Source organism: Erythrobacter litoralis, assembly GCF_029760855.1.
GTDB classification, from domain to species: domain Bacteria; phylum Pseudomonadota; class Alphaproteobacteria; order Sphingomonadales; family Sphingomonadaceae; genus Qipengyuania; species Qipengyuania litoralis_A.
The window spans coordinates 20,236-37,826 of record NZ_SOSI01000005.1 but is presented as its reverse complement, the minus strand read 5'-3'; the positions used below and the strand labels follow the sequence as shown (position 1 = coordinate 37,826).

17 protein-coding genes are annotated in these 17,591 nt (G+C 61.1%); 6 read left to right on the top strand and 11 right to left on the bottom strand.

The window, feature by feature from the left end; genetic code table 11:
- Position 1: 1 nt before the first annotated feature.
- The 10 genes from E3U23_RS10285 to E3U23_RS10240 form a co-directional block, all read right to left on the bottom strand.
- On the bottom strand, positions 2 to 460 hold the full coding sequence (locus E3U23_RS10285) for a MaoC family dehydratase (protein ID WP_279351176.1): 459 nt from the start codon (positions 458 to 460) through the stop codon (positions 2 to 4).
- 39 nt (positions 461 to 499) lie between these two features.
- Positions 500 to 1,312 (bottom strand): DUF1206 domain-containing protein, encoded by an 813-nt coding sequence (locus tag E3U23_RS10280; RefSeq protein WP_279351175.1) that lies wholly within the window; start codon positions 1,310 to 1,312, stop codon positions 500 to 502.
- A 54-nt stretch (positions 1,313 to 1,366) separates the two neighbouring features.
- On the bottom strand, positions 1,367 to 2,653 hold the full coding sequence (locus tag E3U23_RS10275) for an ectonucleotide pyrophosphatase/phosphodiesterase (protein WP_279351174.1): 1,287 nt from the start codon (positions 2,651 to 2,653) through the stop codon (positions 1,367 to 1,369).
- Positions 2,654 to 2,667: 14 nt separating this feature from the next.
- Entirely contained in the window at positions 2,668 to 3,768 is a 1,101-nt protein-coding gene (ychF, locus tag E3U23_RS10270) for a redox-regulated ATPase YchF (protein WP_279351173.1), read from the bottom strand.
- Between the two features lie 62 nt (positions 3,769 to 3,830).
- Complete coding sequence (locus E3U23_RS10265) at positions 3,831 to 4,454, bottom strand: CPBP family intramembrane glutamic endopeptidase (RefSeq protein WP_279351172.1); 624 nt, start codon at positions 4,452 to 4,454, stop codon at positions 3,831 to 3,833.
- 8 nt (positions 4,455 to 4,462) lie between these two features.
- The gene (gene pth / locus E3U23_RS10260; RefSeq protein WP_279351171.1) at positions 4,463 to 5,032 is read right to left on the bottom strand and encodes an aminoacyl-tRNA hydrolase; all 570 of its coding nucleotides are present in this window, start codon (positions 5,030 to 5,032) and stop codon (positions 4,463 to 4,465) included.
- Between the two features lie 45 nt (positions 5,033 to 5,077).
- Entirely contained in the window at positions 5,078 to 6,073 is a 996-nt protein-coding gene (locus E3U23_RS10255; protein WP_279351170.1) for an SDR family oxidoreductase, read from the bottom strand.
- Between the two features lie 106 nt (positions 6,074 to 6,179).
- Positions 6,180 to 6,872 carry a 50S ribosomal protein L25/general stress protein Ctc gene (locus tag E3U23_RS10250; RefSeq protein WP_279351169.1) on the bottom strand — a complete coding sequence of 231 codons (693 nt, stop codon included), beginning with the start codon at positions 6,870 to 6,872 and terminating at the stop codon, positions 6,180 to 6,182.
- Positions 6,873 to 6,979: 107 nt separating this feature from the next.
- Complete coding sequence (locus E3U23_RS10245; protein WP_279351168.1) at positions 6,980 to 7,858, bottom strand: TraB/GumN family protein; 879 nt, start codon at positions 7,856 to 7,858, stop codon at positions 6,980 to 6,982.
- A gap of 48 nt (positions 7,859 to 7,906) precedes the next feature.
- Positions 7,907 to 8,821 (bottom strand): TraB/GumN family protein, encoded by a 915-nt coding sequence (locus tag E3U23_RS10240; RefSeq protein ID WP_279351167.1) that lies wholly within the window; start codon positions 8,819 to 8,821, stop codon positions 7,907 to 7,909.
- Between the two features lie 129 nt (positions 8,822 to 8,950).
- Between E3U23_RS10240 and E3U23_RS10235 the strand changes: the two genes are divergently transcribed.
- Genes E3U23_RS10235 through ppdK form a run of 3 tightly spaced genes read left to right on the top strand, consistent with a single transcriptional unit; the run spans position 8,951 to position 14,817 of the window.
- Positions 8,951 to 9,850 (top strand): glycine--tRNA ligase subunit alpha, encoded by a 900-nt coding sequence (locus E3U23_RS10235; RefSeq protein WP_279351166.1) that lies wholly within the window; start codon positions 8,951 to 8,953, stop codon positions 9,848 to 9,850.
- A complete protein-coding gene (gene glyS, locus E3U23_RS10230; RefSeq protein ID WP_279351165.1) occupies positions 9,847 to 12,105 on the top strand; it encodes a glycine--tRNA ligase subunit beta in 2,259 nt (752 codons plus the stop codon). The genes E3U23_RS10235 and glyS overlap by 4 nt, the downstream gene beginning before the upstream one ends.
- Before the next feature lie 48 nt (positions 12,106 to 12,153).
- Positions 12,154 to 14,817 (top strand): pyruvate, phosphate dikinase, encoded by a 2,664-nt coding sequence (gene ppdK / locus E3U23_RS10225; RefSeq protein ID WP_279351164.1) that lies wholly within the window; start codon positions 12,154 to 12,156, stop codon positions 14,815 to 14,817.
- Here ppdK and E3U23_RS10220 read toward each other — a convergent pair.
- Positions 14,814 to 15,575 carry a methyltransferase domain-containing protein gene (locus tag E3U23_RS10220; protein WP_279351162.1) on the bottom strand — a complete coding sequence of 254 codons (762 nt, stop codon included), beginning with the start codon at positions 15,573 to 15,575 and terminating at the stop codon, positions 14,814 to 14,816. The two genes, ppdK and E3U23_RS10220, sit on opposite strands and share 4 nt — an antisense overlap.
- A gap of 56 nt (positions 15,576 to 15,631) precedes the next feature.
- Between E3U23_RS10220 and E3U23_RS10215 the strand changes: the two genes are divergently transcribed.
- The 3 genes from E3U23_RS10215 (at position 15,632) to E3U23_RS10205 (ending at position 17,575) form a co-directional block, all read left to right on the top strand.
- Positions 15,632 to 16,396 (top strand): ComF family protein, encoded by a 765-nt coding sequence (locus tag E3U23_RS10215; protein ID WP_279351160.1) that lies wholly within the window; start codon positions 15,632 to 15,634, stop codon positions 16,394 to 16,396.
- 321 nt (positions 16,397 to 16,717) lie between these two features.
- Positions 16,718 to 17,092, top strand: coding sequence for a phosphoribosyl-AMP cyclohydrolase (hisI, locus tag E3U23_RS10210; RefSeq protein ID WP_279351159.1), 375 nt, complete (start codon positions 16,718 to 16,720; stop codon positions 17,090 to 17,092).
- Between the two features lie 33 nt (positions 17,093 to 17,125).
- Positions 17,126 to 17,575, top strand: a complete 450-nt coding sequence (locus E3U23_RS10205; protein ID WP_279351158.1) for a MerR family transcriptional regulator — start codon at positions 17,126 to 17,128, stop codon at positions 17,573 to 17,575.
- The last annotated feature ends 16 nt before the right edge of the window (positions 17,576 to 17,591 follow it).

The following is a 17,591-nucleotide window of genomic DNA, read 5'->3' as shown; positions in this document are numbered from 1 at the left end:
TCTAATCTTCGCCCGCAGGGTCCCGCGTGCGGATAAGACCGTTGCTGACCATTTCGAGAACGACCTCGTCATTCTGGTTCAGCGTTTTGGTTCGGCTTTTGAACAGACCCATTTCACGGCGTGAAGCGCTCCGCCGCTTTTCGATCACCTCGCTTTCGACGCGCAACGTATCACCCGGATAGACCGGCTTTTTCCAACGCAGATCGTCGATCCCCGGCGAGCCGAGACCGGCTTGCGTCTGCGTCTTCATATTCTCGACGAGCATCGCCATGGTCATCGCACATGTGTGCCAGCCGCTGGCGGAAAGTCTGCCGAAGTGCGTAGCCGCTGCTGCCTCGTCGCTAAGATGAAACGGCTGCGGATCGTATTTCGCGGCGAACTCCATCACCTCTTCGCGAGTGACGTCGTATCGCCCGTAAGACTGTTTCGCCCCGACCTCGATATCCTCATAATACAGCATGGCTGTCTGATGGACCCGGGGGCGGGGCGATGCAATCGGTTATGCGCGGAAGGCTGGCACCTTGCCGTGCGATCCCATGTCGGGAATGATCCGGTAACGCGCCAGAACCAAGCTGAACACGCCGAACAGCATCAGCCCGATGGCGGTCAGGGTGAAAATGAACCCTTCGCCCGCAAGGCTGGCAACCGCGTCGCCAAGTGTGCGGATCTGGTCCGAACCGCCTGACATGAAGCCGGCGCGTATCAGAGACCAACCGATAACTACGTACACCACCGCACGGGCCAGATAACCGGCAAAGCCAAGCCAGCGCGTCCCGTCAGGCGCGTTGCCACTGATGCGATTCATGAAGCTGCCGGTTATGCCCTTCTTCGCCTGCGAGATCGCTGCGCCGAAGAACGCGATGCCAAGCAAACCGAGGACGATGCCGCCCAGTTCGAACGACAGTATGCCCGAAGCGGCCTGCTGAGCTCCGCCGCCGCTGCCGCCCGAAGACGAGCCACCATCCGAATTCGCGAACTGAAAGGCCGAATAGGCAAGCGCCAAGTGGGCGATGCCGCTACCACCATGGCCGAGCCGTTTGGCCCAACCCTTCGCGTCCGACCCATTGTTCTCGATATCGAAGAATAGTGAAGCGAAGCGGAACAAGGCGTAGGCTGCCAGCCCCACCACCATCAGCCAAAGGATGACGATCCCTGCCGGATAATCTTCGATTGCGCGGAAAATGCCGTTCGTGCCCTCAGCGATACGGTCCGCGCTGGTAAGGGCAATCAGCCCCAGGACGAAATACAGGATCGCGCGGCTGAAATAGCCGACTCGCACGAGCCAATTGAACTTTTCGGACTTGTCGACCATTCCCTGTTCCCCTTGTTGTTTTGCGGCCTCAACGGGGGGGCATGGCAAGCGTTCCTATTCTGACGCCATCAGGGCACCGGCCACAGGGCTAAGTTTACCGTCGAGCGCCTCGTCCTGCGGCAATCCGAGCAGCTCGCGCAGGAGCGGATTGATATCGACGTTGTCGAAGACCGGCAGGCGCTTAGCCTGCGCGAAAGCCGGACCATTGGCGATGAACAAAGCTGCCATCTCGGGGGCTGCATTGTCGTAACCGTGATTGCCGCCTACCCGCTCTCCTTCGCGCCGCTCCGGATAGATTTGCCATCCGACCTGCGCGAGGCACAGATATTGCGGGATACGCGTACTGGTGCCGTATTCGAAGCGCGCCGGGATTTCGTTCTTGCGCCAGCATTCCATGCGATCATGCGGGCGCAAGAGTGCGGCTTCGAGGTCAGCTTCCCGGCCTGGAATGGCATTCAAGCTGGCATAAGGTCCGGCTTCGACAAGCTGGTAGGCATCGCGCGGCACGATCCTGTCGAGTTCCACGGTACGGCTGTTGCGGATCTCCGCCATGCCGTGGTCTGACGTGATGACGAGGTTCGCCGGTTGGCCGAGTTCCCGCAAGCCCGCGAGGAGCGAACTGATATCCGCATCGACGTTCGCGATGGCGGCATTCACTTCGCTGCCGTTCGGTCCGCCGTCATGCCCTGCGGTATCGACCTCGTCGAAATAGAGCGTGAGGAATTGCGGACGGATATCCGCTGGTCGGCGCAGCCAGTCGATAATGGTATTGACCCGCTGCGTCGGAGACACTGCCTGATCGAAAGCAGTCCAGTCCTGCGGGCGCGTGCCGCCTTCGATCTTGCCGTAGCTGTTCGGTACGACTTCCCCGCCATAGGCCACGGCCGAGCCGGGCCAGAACATCGAGGCTGTACGAATGCCCGCTTTCTCTGCCGTCACCCAGATCGGTTCGCGCCCGTTCCAGTAGAACGGATCGGTCGTCGCCATCGTGAACTTGTCTTCGGCGCGAGAGGGATCGGTGAAACTGTTTGCGACGATCCCGTTATGGTCGGGAACGTAACCTGTGACCTCGGCCCAATGGTTAGGAAAGGTCTTGCTTGGGAAGGAAGGTCGCATGGACGCCGCGACGCCTTCGCTTGCGAGGGCCGTGAGCGTGGGGGTGAGGCCGCGATCCAGATAGTCCGGGCGGAACCCGTCGATGGAAATCAGGATCGTAACCGGTTCGCGTTCCTCCTGAACGGCTGCGACCGGCGGGGCTGACGTGCTTTCGATTGCCGGGGCGCAGGCGGCGGCAAGAACGGCAGTCGATAAGGCAAGGGCGGAAAGCAGCGGCGTCTTCATCGCACCGATCTCCGTCAGACGTTGAACTTGAACAGCATGACGTCGCCGTCCTGCACCAGGTATTCCTTGCCTTCCTGCCGCAGCTTGCCCGCCTCGCGCGCGCCGCTTTCGCCGTTCAGCGCGACATAGTCGTCATAGGCGATGGTTTCGGCGCGGATGAAACCTTTCTCAAAATCCGTGTGAATTTCGCCCGCCGCTTGCGGGGCTTTGGCGCCCTGCGGATAGGTCCAGGCGCGCGCTTCCTTGGGGCCGGCGGTGAAGAAAGTGTTAAGGCCGAGGAGGGTGTAACCCGCACGGATTACGCGGCTGAGGCCGCTTTCTTCGAGGCCAAGTTCGGTGAGATATTCGGCGCGGTCCGCCTCGTCCATCGCGACCAGCTCGCTCTCGATCGCGGCGGAGACGACGACGGCCTGCGCACCTTCGCGCTCCGCCTTGGCGAACACTTCGGCGGAGAGAGCGTTGCCGTCGGCCGCATCTTCCTCCGCGACGTTGCAGACGTAGAGAACCGGCTTGGCGGTTAGGAGCTGTGCCTGCCGGAACATGCGTTCTTCCTCGTCGTCCTTCGGTTCGGTCAAACGGGCGGGCTTGCCGTCACGCAAGAGGTCGAGCGCCTGTCCTAGCACACTGGCGAGAACCTTCGCTTCCTTGTCGCCCCCAGTCGCGCGCTTGGCCGCGGCGGGCACGCGCTTTTCCAAGCTTTCGAGGTCCGACAGCATAAGCTCGGTTTCGACAACCTCGGCATCGGCGATCGGATCGACTTTGTTCGAGACGTGCTGGATATCGTCGTCCTCAAAACAGCGAAGGACATGGACGATCGCATCGACCTCGCGAATATTGCCGAGGAACTGGTTGCCGAGCCCTTCGCCCTTGCTCGCGCCTTTAACGAGCCCGGCAATGTCGACAAAGGCGAGCTGCGTCGGCACGACCTTGGCCGATTTCGCGATGCCCGCGATCTTTTCCAGCCGGGCGTCCGGCACCGCGACCTGACCGACATTGGGCTCGATCGTGCAGAACGGATAGTTCGCAGCCTGCGCAGCCTGCGTTTCGGTAAGTGCATTGAACAGGGTGGACTTGCCGACATTCGGCAGCCCGACGATCCCGCAGCGGAAACCCATGAATTACTCCGATATAAGAATGCGCCGCGCATGTAGGCGGGTGGCGGCGGAATGACTACCCTCTAGCTTGCCGCGTCACCCGGTTCCGGATCGAGCAGAGTGCCGAGCCGGCGGAATTCCTTCATCAAGTAGTCGAGCGCGAAGATGTCGTACACCGTATGCGCGATCATCACGATCAGGAGGCTTCCGGTCGCCCAATAGACCCAGCCGAACAACACCCCGATACCGAAAATGATGGCCATGATCGGCGGCTTGCTGAGGTGCACCGCGGCAAAGATCGCGGACGCTATGGCGATTCCGCCGACCGGGCCGACATAATCCGTGGTAAGCGTTTGGAGCCCGCCGCGAAACAGCGCCTCCTCCCCGACGCCCGCGCCGATGGAAATGAGGACGATGACCGGCAGGCTGAGGCGGTCGCCAAGAAAGCCATATGTCTTGCCCTGCATCCGGATGAAGCGCTCGGCAATACGAGGGAGTAGGCGAAACAGCAGCCACGCCGCGGCAATCATCGCACCGCCGAGGGCGAGGCCGAGAAGTATGGAACGCAGGTTGGGATCGATGAACCGGGATAACGGCCGGTCGGTCGCATACCAGATGGCGAGGCCGAGAAGGAGGAAGACGACGAACTGCGCAAGCAATGCGCCGAGAACTTTTTTCGGTGAGAGCGGTTCGTTCCGAGTGTCCATCGCCTCGATCAATCCTGAAGGCGCAGCGCGACGTCGCTCATGAAGCGGGGACCGTCATTCTCCGCCAGCCAATGCGCCTCCGCTCCGATTGCGGCGAGCATGTCGGCCAAGTCGTCCATCTCCGCCTTCGCGTAGTTGCCGAGGACATGACCGTTCACGCGCTCCTTGCTGCCGGGATGGCCGATGCCGATGCGGACGCGGCGGAAATCGGGGCCGAGATGCTTATCGATGCTGCGCAGCCCGTTATGCCCGGCAAGGCCGCCACCGTCGCGCACCTTGATCTTGAAAGGAGCGAGGTCAAGTTCGTCATGGAACACCGTCAGTGCGTCGATGTCGAGCTTGTAGAACCGCATCGCCTCTCCCACCGCGCGGCCGCTTTCGTTCATGAAGGTCGTGGGCTTGAGCAGGAGCACCTTTTCCCGACCGACCCGCCCTTCCTGCACCCATCCAGAGAACTTCTTCTGCACCGGACCGAATTCGTGCATCTCCGCGATGACATCCATCGCCATGAAGCCGACATTGTGCCGATGCAGCGCGTATTGCGGGCCGGGATTGCCGAGACCTGTCCAGATTTGCATGGCGTGTGCCCTTAACGGTTGGAGACGTCAGGGCAAGACGCGGTGTCAATCCAGTACGGCGCGCACCAGCGGACCCACGCGATCCGATCCGCCCAACCAATCAAGCTGGGTCTGCGCGGTGACGCGGTTGATTTCGGTCTGCGGAATACTGCCACCGCTCACGGGGCGGCGAAGCGGCCGCGTTCCTGCGGGCATGGCGATCAGCGCGGCGATCGCGCGCGGTACGTCCATCGGGTTTGCGCTGCGGCCCGAACCGTCCTCGGTTCCCATCGAGGCGACGACTTGCGGCCAGCCTTGCGTATGTTCCTCGGCGGCGCGTTCTTTCAAGGCGCCGGTATAAATGTTGCGATTGATCCAGACCTCGGTCGGGTAGCCGCCCGGTTCGATGATCGAGACGTCGATGTTATGCGGCACCAGTTCGTAGGCGAGCTGCTCGCTCATCGCTTCGAGCGCGAATTTGGTTGCGGAGTAATGTCCGCCGAACGGAATGATGACACGGCCGAGCTGCGAACTGATCTGCACGATCTGCCCGCTGCCGCGTGCCCGCATGGCGGGAAGGGCGGCGCGCGCGACGCGGTGGGCGCCGAACACGTTGGTGTCGAAGATAAGCTGAGTGGCTTCCATATCCTGCACTTCGACGGGTCCGCTGATGCCGATGCCGGCATTGTTGATAATTACATCGAGCGCGCCGCCCGCCAGCCTTTCAGCTTCGGCGACAGCGCTTTCGACCTGCGCCTGATCGAGTACGTCGAGTTCGAGCACGGTAATGTCGAGATCGTCGCGCGCAGCGAGCTGGGTCAGTTCCTCCGCTTCGGGGCGCGGCAGGTTCCGCATGGTGGCGAAAACCTTCGCACCCAATCGGGCGTAATGTTCTGCACCAAGACGGCCGAAACCGCTCGAGCAACCGGTAATCAGGATGGATTTGCCGGTCAGGTCGAGGCTAGACTCGATCGGACCGGGCTGGGCACGGCCGACGGTGGCGGCAAGCGCGCCCGTCGCGGCGACGGATACGAGCAGGGTACGGCGGTTCAGGTTCGGCATCGATAGGCTCCTTCGAAGGATACCCTACCGCACCGAACGTAGAAACGAAAACGCCGGACGTCTCGCGATGGAGAAGCCTGGCGTTTTCTTTCGGTCGAAAAAGAGCTTACTCGCTTTTGTCTTCCTGTTCCTGCGCGGCGTCGTCGTCCGGACCCTGTTCGGTCGCGGCGGTTTCGCCCGGCTCCATGCCTTCGCCGGTCTGGTCTTCAGCTTCGTCGTCGGCCTTCTTGAGCGCGGACGGAGCGACCAGCGTCGCAATGGTGAAGTCGCGATCGGTGATGGCGCTCTCGGCACCATCGGGAAGCGTCACTTCGCTGATGTGGATCGAATCGCCCACTTCCTTACCGGTAACGTCAATCTCGATCTCGCCCGGAATCTTGTCCGCGTCGCAGACCAGTTCCAATTCGTGACGGACCACGTTGAGCACGCCGCCCTTCTTGAGGCCGGGGCTGGCTTCTTCGTTGGTGAAGACGACCGGCACGCTGACATCGACCTTCGCACCCTTGGCGAGACGGAAGAAATCGACATGCTCGGGACGGTCCTTGACCGGATGCAGAGCGACGTCCTTCGGCAGCGTACGGATGGTCTTGCCGCCGAGTTCGATGTTGACGATCGAGTTCATGAAGTGGCCGCTATCGAGCTGCTTGACCAGCTCCTTCAGCTCGACATGAATCATCGTGGGTTCTTCCTTGCCGCCATAGATGACGGCGGGAACACGGCCTTCGCGGCGCAATTGACGGGAGGCTCCCTTGCCAGCCCGTTCGCGCGCCTCGGCCGGCAGGGTCAGAGCGTCGCTCATTACAGATGCCTTTCGAATGCGTTAGAATGCCCGGTCCGCCACGCCTCCAGGGATGACCATGACGCCGAGGTCCGAGCGCATAGCAGGCGGCCGGGCAAAAGCAAGCGTCAGGGCACGCGCACGACCGTATATCCGGCTTCGGCGAGCAATACTGGCAAGCCTTCAGGGCCGAGCATGTGACCCGCGCCGACGGCAACCAGCGGGCGATCTCCTGACCCGATCGCGTCTCCTACCACCGCAGCCCAGAGTCGATTCCGGTTCGTAAGCAAGGCTTTTCTCAACTCGGGGTCTGCCAGCATTCCGCGCGCCGTTATCTGCTCCAACGTTTCCAAGTCGCCCAAACGCCACGCTTCAGTCATCCTTTCGGTCGTCGTAGTCGCGTGTTTCGCTTCTTTCAGTACGGCGTTTAACAGGTCGATCTGCTCGCTTTCCGGCAAGCTATCGAAAATCTGTAATTGCGCCGCCGCACCCTCGAGTTCGATGATCGGCCTGCCATCGAACCGGCGAAGGAGCGCGCGATCCACGCCGTTATCCGTGTCACCCGTCTGCGATACGGCTGCGAGCGTCAGGGCCGCCGCCCAGCTTTCCATCGAGTCCAAATCGGATTGATCAAGGGACGATTCATTTAAAACCTTCTGAAATTCAGCACGCAGCGCCGGCTCGATACGCTGGATGGCGGAAAGGGAAGGGGGTTCGTCACCTCCCATTTTCGCGAATTGCGCAGAAATCGAGGCGCCGTCTTCAAGCGTGGATACTTCCACGACAAGTGTATCGGCTTGTTCGATCACTTTTTCCAAAGCGGGAAAGCGCCATTCGAGACCGTCGGGCAGGGCATGCACGGTGCCGAACAGCCAACCGACCGGCTTTCCATTGTCCGTCCGTATTTCCCAGAGGGCGGGATGTGCATCGTCCGGAAGTGGAACGGAACTTTTCCCGCATCCGAAAAGCAGCGCTGCCCAAATCAGCGAAAGAAGTACACGCACCATCGGCTGTACAGCCCGCCTTCCGTCCTTCACGCCGGCATTCGCGAAACGTTACTGGACGCGCGTGACCTCGATCCCGCGCTGGCCGAGATAGTCTTGCACGCTGCGCGTTCCGGCGAGGTGGCCGGCGCCCACTGCGATGAAGACCGTTCCGGGCTGATCGAGACGGCTATCGATCCATTCCGCCCAGTTCGCATTGCGGTTGTACAGCAACACCTCGGCAACGGTCGCATCATCCATGTTATCGTTCATGAGCGAAGCGAGGCTCGCCGCATCGCCTTCGGCCCATTCGTCGACCATCCGATCCATCATTGGCAGGATCTGGTCCATCTGATCGACCACCGCCATAAGGTAATCGACTTGTGCATCCTGCGGCATTTCGTCGAAAAAGCTCATCTGCTGCCCGAGCGTTTCGAGCGCCGCGCGCTCCTTGTCCGGTCCTGCGCGCTGATCGATGACATTTTCGACGCCCATCTCGGGCGACCAGCCGTTTTGTATCAATGGCAAGACCGAAAGTGTGATGGCGGCGAACCAGGGTTCGAACCGGTCGAAGGCGGCGGGGGGCAGCGAAAGCGAGCCGAGCGCCGCTTCGTAACTCGCACGCTGCTCGTCGCTGAGCATCGCGCGTAACGACTGACCCGCAGGTAGACCTGCCAGACTGGTTACGATCTGCTGGCTAGCCGGGTCTTTCATGGCCGACAGCGGAATTTCGGTCACAAGGACGTCGGATCCGGTCAGCGCATTTTCGACCGGCCCACGATACCATTGCACGTCTTCCGGGAGAGCATGGACGGTGCCGAACAGGTAGACGGTCGTATCCTCGTCGGCGACACGCCACAGTGCAGGCCCCGAGCTCTCGACGGCAGGTGTGGTGACGGCGACATCGTCGGCAGGCGTCGCAGCGCAACCCTGCAGCGTGAAAGCAATCGCGGATGCCGCGGCGAGCAGCGAACGAAAAGAGCGCATCGGTAATCTCCCTGTATGCGAGGTGCTATGCCCCGAAAGGCAGTGCTTTCGCAAGACTGCGGCAGGGCGCTATGCCGGTTTGTTACCGCCGTTGACCCCTCGGTTGGCTTGCGGCATTGCGCGCCCGCCATGACCCGCGATCCGCAACATTCGTTTCAGGACATGATCCTTGCCCTCCACGACTTCTGGAGTGCGAAGGGCTGCCTTATCCTTCAGCCTTACGACATGCGCATGGGAGCGGGCACGTTCCATACCGCGACGACCCTTCGCGCCCTCGGCCCGGAACCGTGGAACGCGGCCTTCGTGCAGCCATGCCGCCGCCCGACCGACGGGCGATATGGCGAAAATCCCAACCGCCTGCAGCATTACTATCAGTATCAGGTAATTCTGAAGCCGAGCCCTGTCGAAATTCAAGATTGGTATCTCGAAAGCCTGCGCACCATCGGCATCGATCCCCTGAAGCACGATATTCGCTTCGTGGAAGACGATTGGGAAAGCCCGACGCTGGGGGCATGGGGTTTGGGCTGGGAAGTCTGGTGCGACGGGATGGAAGTCACCCAGTTCACCTATTTCCAGCAGATGGGCGGCTTCGACTGCAAGCCGGTCGCAGGCGAGCTGACCTACGGCCTCGAACGCCTCGCCATGTATATCCAGGGCGTCGACGATGTCTATGATCTCGATTTCAACGGTCAGGGCGTGAGTTACGGCGATGTCTTCCTAGAGAACGAGAAGCAGATGTCGAAGTGGAACTTCGAAGTCGCCGAGACCGATGCGCTGTTCGACCTGTTCAACAAGGCCGAGGCCGAGTGCCGCAACGCACTCGAAGCCGAGGTGCCGATAGCGGCATATGAACAGGCCGTCGAAGCAAGCCACATCTTCAATCTGTTACAGGCGCGCGGCGTAATCAGCGTGCAGGAACGCGCAAGCTACATGGGGCGCGTGCGTGATCTCGCGCGCGGTTCCTGTGAAGCGCATATGGCGAAAGAGGCGCCGGTTTGGGCGGAGAAATACCCGGAGTGGTCGAAATGAGTGGCTCCGATTTCCTCCTCGAACTGCGCGGCGAAGAAATCCCCGCCCGCATGCAGGCAGGCGCGCGCGCCGAACTCGAAAAGCTCTTCCGCCGGGAAATGGAAGCCGCCGGTGTGGATACGGGCGAGGTCACGGTCTGGTCGACTCCGCGCCGCCTCGCGCTGATTGCGCGCGGCCTGCCTAAATCCACCGAGGCTGTCAGCGAGGAATTGAAGGGCCCGCCGGTAGGGGCACCTGACCAAGCGCTTGACGGTTTTTGCCGCAAGGCGGGTGTCGACCGCGCCGACCTCGAAGAGCGCGACGTTAAGGGCAGGTCGACTTACTTCGCGGTAAAGAACATCCCCGGTCGCGCCACGAAAGACCTGCTTGCCGAGGCGATACCCGCGATTGTGCGCGACTTCACCTGGCCCAAGTCGATGCGTTGGGGCACGGCCTCGATCTCGACCGAAAGCCTGCGATGGGTGCGCCCGCTGTCGGGCATTGTCGCGCTGCTGGGAGACGATGTGATCGAATGCGAGGTGCATGGTGTGAAGAGCGGTCGCGAGACTGTGGGTCATCGCTTCCATGGCATCCGGAAATCCGACCCCAAGTCGCGCAATTTCGGGCTGCCGGTCGAGTTTTTCAAAAACAAGAACCCGACTGTTTTGAACAGTTACGGCATGATCGAAATCGGAAATCCCGACGACTATCAGCGCAAGCTCTTTGATGCTCATGTGATTGTCGACCACAGTCTTCGCGAGGAAGAAATCAGGATTGGCGCAATGGCCGCCGCGAAGGGTGCAAGGCTCAAGCTGGTCGAGGACGAAGGGTTGGTAATCGAGAATGCCGGCCTCACCGAATGGCCCATTCCGCTGCTCGGTCGGTTCGACGAATCATTTCTCGAAGTGCCGCCCGAAGTCATCCAACTTACCGCGCGGGTCAACCAGAAGTATTTCGTGTGCGAGGATGCGGACGGCATACTCGCCAATGCCTTCATTTGCACTGCCAATATCGAGGCAGCGGACGGCGGGGCGGCAATCGTCGACGGCAACCGCAAGGTCCTAGCCGCCCGGCTTTCCGACGCGCGGTTCTTCTGGGAGCAGGATCGCAAGAAGTCGCTCGCCGAACATGCCAAGGGGCTGGAGCGGATTACCTTTCATGAAAAGCTCGGCACTGTGGCGGATAAGGTGGACCGGGTGGCGAAGCTGGCGGATTGGCTCGTCTTCGATGCCAAGGCACCCAATGGCAATAACAAGCAGGCGCGCCTCGCCGCCGAGCTTTGCAAGGCCGATCTGGTGACCGAAATGGTCGGCGAGTTTCCTGAACTTCAGGGTATCATGGGCGGCTATTATGCGAAGGCCGAAGGCCTGCCGCTCGAAGTGTCCGACGCGATCCGCGATCATTACAAGCCTGTCGGATTGAGCGACGAGGTGCCGACCGCGCCAATCACCGTCGCCGTCGCACTGGCCGACAAGCTCGATACGCTGTTGAGCTTCTTCAAGATCGGCATTTTTCCTACCGGCTCGAAAGACCCGTATGCCCTACGCCGGGCTGCTTTGGGCTATCTGCAATTGGTTGAGACAAACGATCTCAACCTATCGTTGGACGAGGTCGTGCGCGCATGGGCGTCGGGAGCGAACCCGGCCCTTACGAAAAAGCTCACCGAATTCCTCGCCGACCGTCTCAAAGTACAGCAGCGCGAAGCCGGTGTCCGGCACGATCTGATCGATGCCGTGTTTGCTCTTGGCCGGGAAACCGGAATTGCGGAAGACGATCTCGTCCGCTTGCTGGCAAGGGTGAAAGCATTGCAGAACTACATCGAAACCGCAGAAGGGGCCGACCTTCTCGCCGCATATAAGCGGGCTGCGAACATCCTCAAGAAAGAGGACTGGCACGGCAGCGAGGACCGCGTGGCGCGCACCGGCGAGGAAGATCCGCTGGCATTGGTCGACGATCCAGACATGAAGGCGGTGGTCGACGCAAAGATGGCGGAGCGCAAGGACCGCGCCCTCGACTACAGACCGGAACCGGCCGAAAAGGCTCTGATCGAGGCGCTGGATGAGGCCGAACCGCAAGCGCAAAAAGCCATAGCACACGAGGATTTCGAAGGCGCGATGGCTGCGCTCGCCAGTTTGCGCAAACCGATCGACGATTTCTTTACCGATGTCACGGTAAACGCTGACGACGATAACAAGCGGCGCCATCGGCTCGACTTACTTGCACGTTTTCGTGCTGCAGTGCACAACGTGGCAGACTTTTCGCGCGTGGAAGGCTGAACAAGGGCGCCCCTTACGCCTGCATACGACACTAACTCGGGATTACGCATGATAGACACGGTCTTCACCTTCGGCGGCGATGCTCCGCATTCGAATGCACGGCAGAAGGACAAGACGGTAACGGGCGGCAAGGGCGCCAATCTCGCCGAAATGGCCAGCATTGGCTTGCCCGTGCCTCCCGGCTTCACCATCGCGACCGAGGAATGCTTAAAATATCTTCGCGAAGGCGGCGATTTCCGGACAGACCTTGTGTCGGACATTGAGGAAGCACTCCGACATGTCGAGCGCACGGTCGGAAAGGGCTTCGGCGATGCAAACGATCCGCTGCTCGTTTCGGTTAGGTCCGGCGCCGCAATCTCGATGCCGGGCATGATGGATACGGTGCTCAATCTTGGCCTCAATGACGAGACGGTGAAAGGACTGGCGAAGGTCAGCGGCGACGAGCGTTTCGCCTGGGACAGCTACCGCCGGTTCATCCAGATGTACGCCGACGTGGTGCTCGGCCTCGATCACGGCCTGTTCGAGGAAGCGCTGGAAATCGCAAAGGAAGACAATGGGTTCTATGCCGATACGGAGATGTCGGCTGAAGACTGGAAACGTCTCGTCGCCGAATTCAAGTCGATTGCTGAGCAGGAATTGGGCGAACCCTTCCCGCAAGATCCACAGGCTCAATTATGGGGCGCTATTCGGGCCGTGTTCGACAGTTGGGATACCGAACGCGCGAAGGTCTATCGCCGGCTTAACGACATTCCGCACGACATGGGCACCGCTGTCAACGTGCAGGCGATGGTGTTCGGCAATATGGGCGACACCAGCGCAACTGGCGTCGCCTTCACCCGCGATCCCTCGACCGGAGAGAAGGCTTACTACGGCGAGTGGTTGGTAAATGCGCAAGGCGAGGACGTGGTCGCCGGCATTCGCACGCCGCAATATCTGACCAAGGCGCGGCGCGAGGCGGCGGGAGCCGACAAGCCGAGCATGGAAGAAGCTATGCCCGATGCCTATGGCGAACTTGCTCGCGTGTTCGACCTGCTCGAGCGGCATTACACCGACATGCAGGATATCGAATTTACCGTGCAGCAGGGCAAGCTGTGGCTGCTCCAGACGCGGAACGGCAAGCGGACGGCAAAGGCCGCACTCAAGATGGCGGTCGATATGGTCGGCGAGGGGCTGATCGACGAGAAGACGGCAATCTGCCGCGTCGATCCGATGGCGCTCGATCAGTTGCTTCACCCGACGCTCGATCCCGATGCACCGCGTGACGTGCTGACGACCGGCCTTCCGGCATCGCCTGGCGCGGCGAGCGGCAAGATCGTGCTCGACGCCGATACGGCGGAGCTATGGGCCAATCGCGGCGAAAAGGTCGTGCTCGTTCGCATCGAAACCTCGCCCGAAGACATTCACGGCATGCACGCCGCCACCGGCATCCTGACGGCTCGCGGCGGAATGACCAGCCATGCCGCCGTGGTTGCGCGTGGCATGGGGCGACCGTGCGTCTCCGGGGCGTCGCAGGTTTCGATCTCACGTGAGGACCGCACACTAACCATTGGGGATCGCGAGCTGAAAGAGGGGGACGTCATCACCATAGATGGCGGCAACGGACAGGTGATTGCAGGCGAGGTCGCTACGATCGAACCTGAACTCGCCGGCGATTTCGGTACGCTGATGGAGTGGGCTGACAAGCATCGCCGCATGGCCGTGCGCACCAATGCCGAGACCGAAGCGGACTGCAAGATGGCACGCCAGTTCGGCGCCGAGGGGATCGGCCTCTGCCGCACCGAACACATGTTCTTCGATGCGGATAGGATTAGCGCCGTTCGCCAGATGATCCTCGCCGACGACGAGACCGGCCGCCGTGCCGCCCTCGACAAACTGCTTCCCGAACAGCGCAAGGATTTCGTCGCGATCTTCGAGACGATGGCTGGTTTGCCGTGCACGATCCGACTGCTCGATCCACCGCTGCACGAATTCCTGCCGCACGGCGATACCGAATTCGAGGAATTGGCCGAAACGACCGGGGTATCGATCGACAAGCTACGCCGCCGGGCGAGCGAGTTGCACGAATTCAATCCAATGCTAGGCCACCGCGGGTGCCGGCTCGGCATCACCTATCCCGAGATTTATGAGATGCAGGCCCGTGCCATTTTCGAAGCCGCCTGCGAGGTTGCGAAGACGTCCGGCGAAGCGCCCGTGCCTGAGGTTATGATACCTCTGGTCGCGACTAGGCGAGAACTCGAACTGCTTCGCGCGCTGGTCGACCGGGTTGCGCGGGAGGTCTTCGATGCCAGCGGTACGACGCTGACTTATCTCGTAGGTACGATGATAGAATTGCCGCGTGCCGCCCTGATGGCGGGCGAGATCGCTGAAGAAGCCGAATTCTTCAGCTTCGGCACGAACGATCTTACGCAGACTACGCTCGGCGTCAGCCGCGACGATGCAGGCCGGTTCCTGACCGAATATGTCGATAAGGGCATCTTCGCGCGCGACCCGTTCGTAAGCCTCGATGTCGACGGGGTAGGCCAATTGGTCGAGCTGGCGGCGGAGCGCGGACGCAAGAGCCGTGGCGATATCAAACTCGGCATTTGCGGCGAACACGGTGGCGATCCGGCAAGCATCGCTTTCTGTGAGAAGACCGGTCTCGACTACATCAGCGCCTCACCGTACCGCGTGCCAATAGCCCGCCTCGCTGCTGCGCAGGCGGCGCTGCGCTAACCTTTCCAGCCGGTTAGCGTCAAAATCTCGAAGGTTTCCTGAACGCGCCCGTATGCGTCGGCAGCACGGGCGAAGGCTTCCGACGCGCGGTTCATTGCAGCTTTGCCAAGCGGCGGCGCCCGATCACGCAATGCGCTGTTCAATCCTTGGTCGCGCAAATCCGATACGAGTTTTGTCATGCTGGAATAACGGACGGTCACGGCGTGGCTGTCCACGACCTGTCGCCGAAAGCCCGCTCTTTGCATCAGCGCGCTCGCGGACGGCGTGTCGATCAGCGGATGCATTCGCGCCGCCGGTTTTTCGGGCTCGGCGGCAATCATGGCCCTGCGCAAATTGCCGAGCGATCCCGCGCCGACAACGCTGGCGATGAAGATGCCACCTTCCCCGAGCGCGGCATGCGCATGGAGCAAGGCTCCCGGAAGATCGTTGACACGGTCGAGCGAGGCAAGGGAGGCAATCAGATCGAACGGGCCGCCGGATATCGGCTGTTCCTCATCGAAGTCTTCCGCTGTCCGCTCGTTCACTTCCACGCCCTTCGCTTCGAGCGAGGGAGTAAGAGTGCCCGTCAGATCCCCGACGACAAGCGCGCGCGCCGGGTTGAAGCGCATGAATTCGAGCCGGTCGATAACGTCATCGACCATGTCGTCGAGAATGTAGCGCGCGGCATCCCGGCGTCCCTGCCGCTGGCGAGCACGAGCAAGGCCTGCCTGGCGGCGTGATGGCGAGAAGATGCGAGGGGGGGATTGTCGATCGGCCATGCGCGAACGTCCCTGCCGCGCTTGTGCCCGTCCTTCAAGCGGCGCATAGGAAAGGCATGGGCGGTTTGGGTCTCGGGCGAATGGCACGCGAAGTGCGCGACGGTCTCGCACCGGTCGTCGACTTCATTTACCCGCCGCGCTGCCCAGTCTGCGGCGATGCCGTAATGGATCAGAACGGTTTGTGCTCCCATTGCTGGTCGATGCTCGATACCCCCGGCGAACCCTGTTGCGCCGCGTGCCAGATACCGCTGGATGCAGGCGACGAACGCACACGATGCCTCGCTTGCGTGTCGCGGCCGCCCGTTCATGAGGGTATCGCCGCGGCGACCCTTTACTCCAACATCTCACGTCAGATCGTCCTTTCGCTCAAACATGGTCGGCGTATCGCGCTCGCAGCCATGATGGCGAGGTTGATGGCGACGCGCCTCCCGCAAGACGACGTCGCGCTTCTGGTGCCGGTGCCGCTGCATCGCTGGCGGCTGTGGAAGCGAGGCTTCAATCAGGCGGCGCTGATTGCAAGAGAATTGTCGATGCTGGGCAAGGGCGAGCTCTTGGTCGACGGTTTGGTAAGGTATCGACAGACGCCGAGCCTAGGCGGATTGAGCGCATCGCAGCGACGCGAGAAGCTTGCCGGGGCGATCCGCGCAAAGCAGGGGGCGGTTGACCAGATAGCAGGCCGCAACATTGTGCTGGTCGATGATGTGCTTACCAGCGGCGCGACGAGCGGCGAATGCGTTCGGGTACTTAAAGCCGCTGGAGCGCGGGAAGTCAGGATCGCCTGTTTCGCTCGCGTCGCCAACGAAGCGCGCAGCGCCGCATAGCAGAACGCCCGGGCCATCGAATGACCCGGGCGCCGCGTGACGATAAATCGTAAGGTTCGCCGGACTGACCCCCCAGTAAGCCTGGCGCACCTAAACCTCATTACCTTTCGAATATGCCCGTATCTCCTACAGGTCGAAATCCGAATTTCCCTGAACCCCGGCTTTTGTTTAACCGAAATCCGATCAAGCTTCGATCACTTGACGAAAGCTGTATTGCGGAGAATGACGCGGCGAGAAATAGGCATGTGTCGCTTCGTCCCTTTTTGACCCGACCCTGTGACGCCCATGCAACAAGTACTTACTCGCGAGGATCGCCTTTAGATGAATATTACAGACGAGCAGCGCGAACACGGCTCAACCTTCCAGCCTAAGTTCGATGATCGTGGATTGCTGACTGCTGTGGTGATCGACGTAGAGACCGACGATGTCCTGATGCTCGCATTCATGGACGCGGAAGCTTTGGCGGCAACGCGAGATACCGGACTGGCTCACTTCCATTCCCGATCGCGCGGCAAGCTATGGCAGAAGGGCGAAACATCGGGCCACGTGCTTAATGTGGAAGAGATACTCGTCGATTGTGATCAGGATGCCTTGGTCCTTCGATGCCGGCCAGCGGGGCCGACATGCCATACAGGTGTCTACAGTTGCTTTTATCGCGTACTTGAAGACGACACTCTCCGCCCCGTAAGAACTTGACGCTTACGTAAACGGCGGTGTATGACGTGCGTCATGAATGCATTGTCCAAGACCCCCCGCCGCGATCCGGAACGTTCGCATGCCGGGGCGCATCTGGAACGCCCGGATGCGCTCGATCGCCAGCAGTTTTCGATTTCGGACCTGACTAGCGAATTCGATTGTACGGCCCGCGCGCTGCGGTTCTACGAGGATGAAGGGCTTATCGCCCCGTCGCGCGTCGGTCTCTCGCGTATCTATTCCAAGCGGGACCGGGCCCGGCTTGCGTGGATCATGCGAGCCAAGAACGTCGGCTTTTCGTTGACCGAAATTCGCGAAATGATCGATCTGTACGATCTCGACGACGGCCGGGTCGAACAACGCCGCGTTACGATCGAGCGTTGCCGCGCGCATGTCGCCAAGCTGATCAACCAGCGCGACGATATCGACAGTTCGATCCAGGAACTTACCGAATTCATTTCGCTCGTCGAAGACCGTCTCGACTGAGCTTACCCGTATCTGA

Bases quoted from the DNA above. Each gene is read 5' to 3' on its own strand.
- E3U23_RS10220 (WP_279351162.1), bottom strand. From the start codon at position 15,575: ATGGCCGATCGACAATCCCCCCCTCGCATCTTCTCGCCATCACGCCGC.
- E3U23_RS10255 (WP_279351170.1), bottom strand. From the start codon at position 6,073: ATGCCGAACCTGAACCGCCGTACCCTGCTCGTATCCGTCGCCGCGACG.
- hisI (WP_279351159.1), top strand. From the start codon at position 16,718: ATGAATATTACAGACGAGCAGCGCGAACACGGCTCAACCTTCCAGCCT.
- E3U23_RS10285 (WP_279351176.1), bottom strand. From the start codon at position 460: ATGCTGTATTATGAGGATATCGAGGTCGGGGCGAAACAGTCTTACGGG.
- E3U23_RS10250 (WP_279351169.1), bottom strand. From the start codon at position 6,872: ATGAGCGACGCTCTGACCCTGCCGGCCGAGGCGCGCGAACGGGCTGGC.
- ppdK (WP_279351164.1), top strand. From the start codon at position 12,154: ATGATAGACACGGTCTTCACCTTCGGCGGCGATGCTCCGCATTCGAAT.
- E3U23_RS10235 (WP_279351166.1), top strand. From the start codon at position 8,951: ATGACCCGCGATCCGCAACATTCGTTTCAGGACATGATCCTTGCCCTC.
- ychF (WP_279351173.1), bottom strand. From the start codon at position 3,768: ATGGGTTTCCGCTGCGGGATCGTCGGGCTGCCGAATGTCGGCAAGTCC.
- E3U23_RS10205 (WP_279351158.1), top strand. From the start codon at position 17,126: ATGAATGCATTGTCCAAGACCCCCCGCCGCGATCCGGAACGTTCGCAT.
- glyS (WP_279351165.1), top strand. From the start codon at position 9,847: ATGAGTGGCTCCGATTTCCTCCTCGAACTGCGCGGCGAAGAAATCCCC.
- E3U23_RS10275 (WP_279351174.1), bottom strand. From the start codon at position 2,653: ATGAAGACGCCGCTGCTTTCCGCCCTTGCCTTATCGACTGCCGTTCTT.
- E3U23_RS10215 (WP_279351160.1), top strand. From the start codon at position 15,632: ATGGGCGGTTTGGGTCTCGGGCGAATGGCACGCGAAGTGCGCGACGGT.
- E3U23_RS10280 (WP_279351175.1), bottom strand. From the start codon at position 1,312: ATGGTCGACAAGTCCGAAAAGTTCAATTGGCTCGTGCGAGTCGGCTAT.
- E3U23_RS10265 (WP_279351172.1), bottom strand. From the start codon at position 4,454: ATGGACACTCGGAACGAACCGCTCTCACCGAAAAAAGTTCTCGGCGCA.
- E3U23_RS10245 (WP_279351168.1), bottom strand. From the start codon at position 7,858: ATGGTGCGTGTACTTCTTTCGCTGATTTGGGCAGCGCTGCTTTTCGGA.
- E3U23_RS10240 (WP_279351167.1), bottom strand. From the start codon at position 8,821: ATGCGCTCTTTTCGTTCGCTGCTCGCCGCGGCATCCGCGATTGCTTTC.
- pth (WP_279351171.1), bottom strand. From the start codon at position 5,032: ATGCAAATCTGGACAGGTCTCGGCAATCCCGGCCCGCAATACGCGCTG.